This window comes from Pullulanibacillus pueri, from assembly GCF_014639255.1.
GTDB lineage: Bacteria > Bacillota > Bacilli > Bacillales > Sporolactobacillaceae > Pullulanibacillus > Pullulanibacillus pueri.
In genome coordinates this window covers 93,520-101,549 of sequence record NZ_BMFV01000015.1, presented here as the reverse complement: position 1 = coordinate 101,549, position 8,030 = coordinate 93,520, and the positions used below count along the sequence as shown (strand labels likewise).

At 41.8% G+C, this 8,030-nt stretch carries 7 protein-coding genes; 4 read left to right on the top strand and 3 right to left on the bottom strand.

All coding sequences use genetic code 11. From position 1 onward, the window contains the following. Positions 1-203, top strand: a 203-nt coding sequence (locus IEV91_RS11035; protein ID WP_188497485.1) for a transposase, incomplete at its 5' end; no start/stop codon positions are given. 119 nt (positions 204-322) lie between these two features. Here IEV91_RS11035 and IEV91_RS11030 read toward each other — a convergent pair. Continuing rightward, a complete protein-coding gene (locus IEV91_RS11030) occupies positions 323-2,500 on the bottom strand; it encodes a Z1 domain-containing protein (RefSeq protein WP_229745544.1) in 2,178 nt (725 codons plus the stop codon). A gap of 158 nt (positions 2,501-2,658) precedes the next feature. Beyond that, positions 2,659-4,266 (bottom strand): gamma-glutamyltransferase family protein, encoded by a 1,608-nt coding sequence (locus tag IEV91_RS11025; RefSeq protein WP_188497484.1) that lies wholly within the window; start codon positions 4,264-4,266, stop codon positions 2,659-2,661. 334 nt (positions 4,267-4,600) lie between these two features. On the opposite strand from IEV91_RS11025, the gene IEV91_RS11020 reads away from it, so the two are divergent. Then, positions 4,601-5,437: an aldo/keto reductase gene (locus IEV91_RS11020; RefSeq protein ID WP_188497483.1), complete on the top strand. Its 837-nt coding sequence runs from the start codon at positions 4,601-4,603 to the stop codon at positions 5,435-5,437. 179 nt (positions 5,438-5,616) lie between these two features. Here IEV91_RS11020 and IEV91_RS11015 read toward each other — a convergent pair whose 3' ends face one another. Continuing rightward, positions 5,617-6,663 carry a lactonase family protein gene (locus IEV91_RS11015; protein WP_188497482.1) on the bottom strand — a complete coding sequence of 349 codons (1,047 nt, stop codon included), beginning with the start codon at positions 6,661-6,663 and terminating at the stop codon, positions 5,617-5,619. A 445-nt stretch (positions 6,664-7,108) separates the two neighbouring features. On the opposite strand from IEV91_RS11015, the gene IEV91_RS11010 reads away from it, so the two are divergent. Together IEV91_RS11010 and IEV91_RS11005 are read left to right on the top strand one after the other, a co-directional pair. Next, a complete protein-coding gene (locus IEV91_RS11010; protein ID WP_188497481.1) occupies positions 7,109-7,270 on the top strand; it encodes a hypothetical protein in 162 nt (53 codons plus the stop codon). Between the two features lie 17 nt (positions 7,271-7,287). Beyond that, positions 7,288-7,419 carry a DUF4023 family protein gene (locus IEV91_RS11005; protein ID WP_188497480.1) on the top strand — a complete coding sequence of 44 codons (132 nt, stop codon included), beginning with the start codon at positions 7,288-7,290 and terminating at the stop codon, positions 7,417-7,419. The last annotated feature ends 611 nt before the right edge of the window (positions 7,420-8,030 follow it).

Here is an 8,030-nt window from a genome sequence, read left to right as displayed (position 1 = left end):
ACCGTAGACGAAAATGTGATGTCGAACCAGTATTTGGACAGATAAAATATAACCGAGGATTTAATCCATTTATGTTAAGAGGCCTTTCCAAAATAAGGGTGGAATGGGGTCTTATTTGCGTTGCACATAACTTATTGAAATGGTCAAACCATTTAAAACCGAAGGTTAAAAAAGAGGAAAAAACAGAGGGGAAAGTCGCATAATATGGCTTTTCCCTCTGTTTTTTTATATCCTACAAATTCAATTTGATTGAATATCAAGATGAAGCTGTCTCAAACAGTCCAATTTTCAGGACTTCTGAGACAGCCTCATCGTTTTAAGGCTAGGATTCTGCAAATATCGTGGTCGGCGTATGACGGGGTGTAACTAATACGGGCCACCAGAATGGTGTGTCTCTCCATCCTTTGTCTTCTTCACCGTTTTGTCGAAGTAAGATCAACGCAGGGATATACTGAGCTACCTCACGCGCGAGCGTTAGTTCACTGTCTTTCCCACGCGGGGTATCAGGGGCATCCTCCCAGCGACCATTCTTTCTAACCCGTGCCATCTGTCTATCGGTTTTAACAATGCACCATACTTTCCCCGCTTCTTTTCCTTTACCCAAAGTTGCGAGATACTCCATCGTTGAAATGAATGTTTGTGCTGACCACGGCTTAGCCGCTTCGTCATCAAATGTGGTCTTGATGGTTTCAATGATCCTCGTAGCTTCTGTAACATCGAGCAAAAAGGGCTGATCCACCCGATGCTGTAAAATGCTCCGATCAAGGGCTTGGATGGTTTTTGCAATATAGGTTTTATAACCTGTCTGAAAGCCGACAGGCAATAAGCGCTTGAACGGTTTGAGCGTGGTGGTCGTAGATAAAATCAATTTATTAGGGCTGCACGGAATGATATGATTGCTTGCGTCTTTTTGAATAAAGACAACGCCACCCTCTTGTCCTCCTCGTTCAAAGGCATTACGGAGGGCTGTATCAAATTCATGGATCGTTTTCATCACTTCATAAATTTCCAGTGTGGTATAAAAACGTGTGACCGCAAGATCCTCCAGAGGACGATAGCCAAACATCCGCGAATGTTGCAAAACCGTATCCTGCTGAAAACGCCTCGGGTTGCGGCCATAATAAAAGCCAATCAAATTCCCAATCGTAATTCCCCGGTCCAAAATTTGCCCACCGATAAAAATATTCAGCGGCGCCCTTAGTCTCAACTCCCCCGTTTCATCCAAAAGCTGATTCATATCGTTTTCCGAATTGACTTTGGTAATCATGAGATGATCATGGCCAATGGCATAGTACACGTGATATTTCACTTCTTCATATTTTGGTACATCGCCATTGACCCTCTTCAACGATCGGCGGATATTTTCGTAAGCCTGACGTACGAGGGAATCAAGGATAAGAGGCTCCTGATCAAGTGCGGAAACCAACTGCGCTTTCAAGGAGAGAATGACCGCCTCTTGCCAGCCATGTGAGGCTTTCGCTTGCTCTGTATGAATAATAAAGCTATACTTCCTTGGCCTTTTATTTTGCTTTTCGTCCTGCCATCGGCGGATAATCCCTCCGACCATAAAATTGACGATAGCCTGTCTTAATGAATGGATCTTTTGACTTGAAAGTGCTTGCTCAATTTTAAAACGACGCCGATCTTCCTTCTTCAAAACCACAAGTTCATCTAAAGCAATCGGTTCATAAAGGAAGGAAGCTAGCGAACGGTCCTCCTCACTTTCCTTAAAATAGTATTCTCCACCAATATAACCCTTGCCGACAGGAACAAGCTCCGTAAATGCCGGTCGAATGGGTTTAAAGGTCCGATCGGAATGCCTAAAAGTATATGCCTCGGGTTGTAAATACAAAGAATAAGGCGTTGCAGTAACTTGTAAAAAATCCACCTGCTTCAGATTCTTGCGTAGGTCATCAATGTGTCCTGCAATCCGGTTGATTTCTATAATTTCTGCTTTCGTTTTCGTAAATCCAAAACTAGCAAAATCCGCCTCATCATCAATAATAAGGATGCGCTTTTCCGCCAACTGTGGATAGGTCTCAAACAATGCCGCTCTAAGCCTTTGTAAATTATTCATTTCCTTTTTAACGACAAAGATCAGCTTTTGGTCAAGCTCATAGTTAATAAGATTATCGGGTAAGGTCATAATGTCAAAGACTTGAACAACATCGTCCTCCCGAAGTGAGCGAAATTCTTTGTTCAGCCGCTCATAGGTTTGCTGACTAAGCGCTCGGGTTCCTTTTGTTAATACAATGGTCATGTCATAATGATTATCAAATCCAAGCGCAGCCACGCCAATAAAGGTTCGTGTTTTCCCGCTTTGAATTCTCCCTAATAACATCCCTGGCCGATCAGCACTTGTGGAATGCTGTAACAATTTGTTTACTGTACGCTCTATACACATCTGCTGTTCAGGCGAATAGTGATTATGTAGGACTAACCGTCGATAAATAAGGCCATCCGTGTTGATCTTCGTTGCAACTGTATTCAAAACGTCCACCTACTGCTTCTTCTATAAAAGTGACTCAAAAGTATATTATACTACGATTTTGGGTCGAGTGGCCGCTGAGGAGATTTTTAGAAGTTTCATCTCTAGAACAATGGATAGCCGGCCTTCAAGCCCTCGACGAATTTTCCATGTTTCATCTTGGTTAGAGATTACCACGCAGCGACCTCACCATCGGCTCGCGGTTCTGTTCCACCGGCGAGTACACCGCTTTCAGGATCTCTCAAAATGATTTGCCCACGACCAAACATCCCTGAATCTGTTGCCCGCTGGACAATGTGTCCTTTTCTTACGAGCGCTTGGGCGATATGATCTGGAAACCCTGGTTCAACTTCAATGATGTTTTCCTTTATCCAGCGCCATCTTGGGGCATCTAATGTCGCTTGTGGATTCAAATGAAAGTCAATCAAGTTCATCACAAGTTGGACATGCGCTTGCGGTTGAATCATCCCACACATCACACCAAACGGACCGATGGCTTGTTCTCCTTTTGTAATAAATCCCGGTATAATCGTATGATAGGTTTTCTTTCCCGGCGCAAGCGCATTGTGATGGGACGGATCTAATGAAAAACCAGTGCCACGGTTCTGCATACAAATCCCCGTGCCTGGGATGACAATACCTGATCCAAAATCGCCCGCATGACTTTGTATTAATGAGACCATGTTCCCTTCTCCATCTGCCGTAGAAAGGTAGACCGTGTCCCCTTTAAAAGGTTCACCCGCTTGAGGCATCAAAGCCTCTTCCGTTATAAGTTCTCTTCGCAAACGGGAATAAGGCTCAGAAAGAAGTTGCGAAGCGGATAGCTTCATATGTTTGGGATCTGTAATATATTTTAAGCCATCGATAAACGCCAGTTTTACCGCCTCGATTTGTTTATGATATGTCTCTAAAGTATCCTTTGCTGTAAATTTAAAGCCTTTAAGAATATTTAAAGCCATTAATGCGATGATCCCTTGTCCATTAGGCGGGATTTCCCAAATATCATATCCTCCATAGTTAATATTTATCGGGTCTACCCATTCTAACTTGTAGCTTGCCAAATCTTCCTTTCGTAAAAACCCACCATATTTGCGGAAAAATGCATCAATTTTATCTGCTAATTCTCCTTCATAAAATGACTGGGCTCCTGTCTCTGCTATAGAAGATAACGTTTTTGCATGATCAGGTGATCGCCACATTTCCCCAATCCGTGGTGCTCTTCCTTTAGGCGCAAACGTTTCTAACCATGGAGTGAATGCTTCACCTTTTAATGCACGAATATTTTGAAATCCATCGTCCCAATATTTCCCTATCGTTGGCGAAACAGGATAGCCATTTTCTGCATAGTCGATGGCTGGGCTTAACACCTCGGTCAATGGTAATTGACCGAATCTTTCAGATAATCCCGCCCAAGCAGCCGGTGTTCCAGGAACAGTAACTGGTAGCATTCCATAGTTTGGAATATTGTGATAGCCCGCCGCCTTGACAGATTGTATGGATATCGCCTTTGGAGCGGGACCGCTGGCGTTTAATCCATGAAGCTTACCTTTATACCAAACGATGGCAAACGTATCTGCACCAATGCTGTTTGAATTGGGCTCAAGCACGGTGAGACAAGCCGCTGTTGCAATGGCAGCATCAATGGCATTGCCCCCTTTTTTCAGTATTTCTATACCTGCTTGTGCCGCAAGTGGCTGTGCTGTTGCCACCATGCCTTTTCTTGCATATGTCGTCATTCGTTGGGAAGGGTATGGGTTAAACAAGGCATCAAACTTCATTTTTCACATCTCCTCGCACTTAATCGTTTAAGTGAATGTACCTATATTATAGTTTTTAACAATATAAAATCCACCCTTTTTAGAATTTTTTAAAAATACACGGTAACAACATGGCTTATCACCAAGCCTCAATAATGAATGCCAAAGTTGACCTTATTAGCGTTTCCGTAAAGCTAAAAGCTGTCGTTATAAGAAACACCGTGCAAAGTGTTTTATCGTCCTAAATGACCTCAGATGAGCTAGTCAATCAAAGTGGATCTAGTTAAAAATATTTTACTCCTTACATTCAGTGGTGTATTTCTATACAATAAGGGTGAAAAAAAGGATAGGAGGAATGGGCTTGAGTATTCAACACATTACTGACTATACGGCATTAAATAATGGCGTCCGCATGCCTTGGCTCGGATTAGGTGTTTTTCAAGTGGAGGATGGAGATGAAGTGATCCATTCTGTACAAAGTGCCTTAGAAGCGGGTTATCGTGCTATTGATACCGCTGCTGGCTACCAAAATGAAACGGGTGTTGGGACGGCCATTAAACAGAGTGGCATCCCTCGAGAGGAACTGTTCATTACAACAAAATTGGCCAATAGGGATCAGGGTTATGAATCCACACTTCAAGCGTTTGAAACTAGCCGTCGCAAATTAGATCTTGACTATATTGATTTATACCTCATCCACTGGCCGGGGAAAGATAAGTTCGTTGAAACTTGGAAGGCCTTTGAGAAATTACATAAGGAAGGCTACATTCGTGCGATTGGCGTCAGTAACTTCAAAATTCACCATCTCGAAACCTTGAAGCAAAACAGTGACACCATTCCTGCGGTAAACCAAGTCGAGTTTCACCCTTTGCTCAACCAGCAAAAGCTCCTTCAATATTGTAAGGATGAAGGCATTCAATTGGAAGCTTGGTCGCCCATCATGAAAGGCAATCTCGATTTACCAGAAATTACGGAGTTAGCGTCCAAATATGGGAAGACACCTGCTCAAATCGTCCTGCGCTGGGATATTCAGCATGGCATTGTCACGATCCCTAAATCCGTTCATAAAGAACGTATTATTGAAAACGCTAATATTTTTGATTTTACTCTCTCTGAAGAAGACATGCGCTTGATTGATCAAATGAATCAAGACTATCGATTCGGTCCTGATCCAGACGAAAATCTTTTTTAACCAGCAAAATAACTTTGCGACAAAGGACATGTTTTCCTCATATAGCTTTTAAGGGCAAAGCCAAATATACATGGATTGCCCTTCTTTTTATTACTGTTCAGTTAGGGTTCCTGCACAAAACCAATATTGGGTACTCGACCATTCACACGTCTTTGAAGTGGGACAATGAACCTGTCCCACTAAAACTTCACACAAACGGGGTTGGGGACTTTTATGTCTTTTTGTAGCAACTCTAACATGCCTGTTTCGCTATTTCTTGAGTAGAGTGTGAGGTTACTCGAATTTTGGTTGGTTGCGACAATGAAAGCTTCAGTAGGATCTATAACAAAATCTCTGGGCCAGTCACCTTCAGTTGAGACACGATCAACCAGGCTTATCTTCCCAGTCTCTTCATCGACCTTAAAAATAGCAATGCTATTATGACCGCGATTCCCGGCATAAACAAAGCGACCATCGCTAGAGACATGGATCGCACTCCCTTGGTTGTTTTCTATAAAATCTTCAGGAATGGTTTTTATTGTCTGCTTGACACGAAAACTACCGTTGGAATCATCATAAGTTAATACGATCACTTCTGAGCTAAATTCAGTCATCACATAAGCCATAGAAGGGTCTTTAGGGTGAAAGGCGAGGTGCCTTGGGCCACTTCCTGGGGCTGTTTCCATCCTATTCATTGCGGTTAACTCACCATTGTCAGCGACTGAATACGTGATAATAAGATCACAACCCAATTCCACAACCGCTAAATGCTTCCCATCAGGTGTCATCCCTGCAAAATGCGTGTGGGCTTTTTCTTGCCTTGGATCAGGACCATGACCTTCGTGGTGAGCCACTCCTGCAAGGTCTTTGATCTCTCCAGATTCGGAATTTACTATATAGGATTCAACCGTTCCCTTATGATAATTTGTTGTAAATACTAATTTTTCTTCTTTATCTATACTGACATGGCATGGTGGTGAACCTGCACTGACCTTAGCATTGATCCGTTGAAGCTGCCCTGACGAATGATCAACAGAAAACGCCGCAATTCCCCCAAACTCCCCTTCCTTTATGACTGAATAAAGATGTTCATGATCTTCGCTAAAACACAGATAAGTAGGATTATCAAGTTTTGCCACAACCTTGATATCCTCAATCCTTCCTTTTACAGTATCAAGCTCAAAAGAATAAATACCTTCACTTTCACCGTTTGTATAAGTCCCTATGTACCCTGTCAGTTTACTCATATTTTTTCCTCCTTGGGGACAGGTCCCTTGTCCCATCATTGATTCCTTCAACTCCAATATTTTCTTATGTTGTATGGTAAACACCCTTAATCCACAGCCTTTTAAAAAGCCTCACGTTTTGTACACAATCAATACAGGGAGCTTGCAATCCTTCGGCAAAGGAGCCCATGTCGAAAAATTCACTTAAAATCCATTAAATGCCCCAGACCAAAACCGTGTAAGGTGATGTCAAAAAAGAAGATTGACGCCGTTCTTTTGGATAGATGAGAATATAATTCATTCTTCATTTTTAAATTAACACGTTCATGACTTAAAAAAAAGCCTATTACTTCAAAATTCAAGATTTCCCCGCGACACTTTTTACCTTTTTAAGTAAAAAGCTGACAGTCATAATTTTTTCAAGTTAGCCAACACTAAGTCAAAAGAGTGAAAGGAGAGAGTGAGAATGGGTCGAGGAAAAAGCTTTAATCATAAGAAAAAGGGACACCCTGAAAACGTCCAAAACACTTCGATGACAGAGGGAAAAGAACCGGATAAATCAGGAAGACTTGTGGCTGATTTTGCAACCTATGAAGCCCATAAGAACAGTAAAGAGGACGAAGAGTAACCAAGGAGGTAGCACGTATGGAAGACACACATGAATTCGTCGAAGATCTGCATAAGAGACAATCTAAAGCGAAGAAAAATGAAGAGCGTCAAAACAAAGGACATGAAAATCATAAATTACCTAATAAACAACACAGCACCAACAAATAATGAGCATGGCTTAAGGACAGTGCTCTTGTTACTGGACAGATGAGTGACAAGGACCTGTCCTTTATTTTGCTTTTTTGTTCGGACGCAACACTCATTTGTGAGTTCACCTTCAATATGTGCACCTTTTATAAGTTGTGGCACCCATTTGTTAGTATGGCAACTCTTTTATTAGTCAATGCCCTCTTTTACGTAAACATAACACTCCTTAGTTAATCTGAAAGGGACAGGCATCGAAAGGAAAGCTAATGGTTTCATCCGTATCACTTGTAATTACGCTGGAACCTTTTCTCACTATGTTTTTATAACGAGCCTTACCAATGCCGGATTGGGAACTTACTATAGGCTACACCTTTTATATCCAAACATTTGATTTAGAACACAAAGGATATTGAGAGCGTTTTCTTGTATTTTATTAATAATCTGATAAAATCACACTATCTATATAAAATTTTAGAATTGTAAAGGGCATATGAATGCTCAAACGACCTTCTTTCAAGATCACTCCTGCCATTATAGAGCGATCCTCTAGAGAGCGTTTTAGCACACCATTTACCCATTGCCTATTGGGGGAATGTCAATCCACAAATATCAATTGATAAAGCCATTTAAAG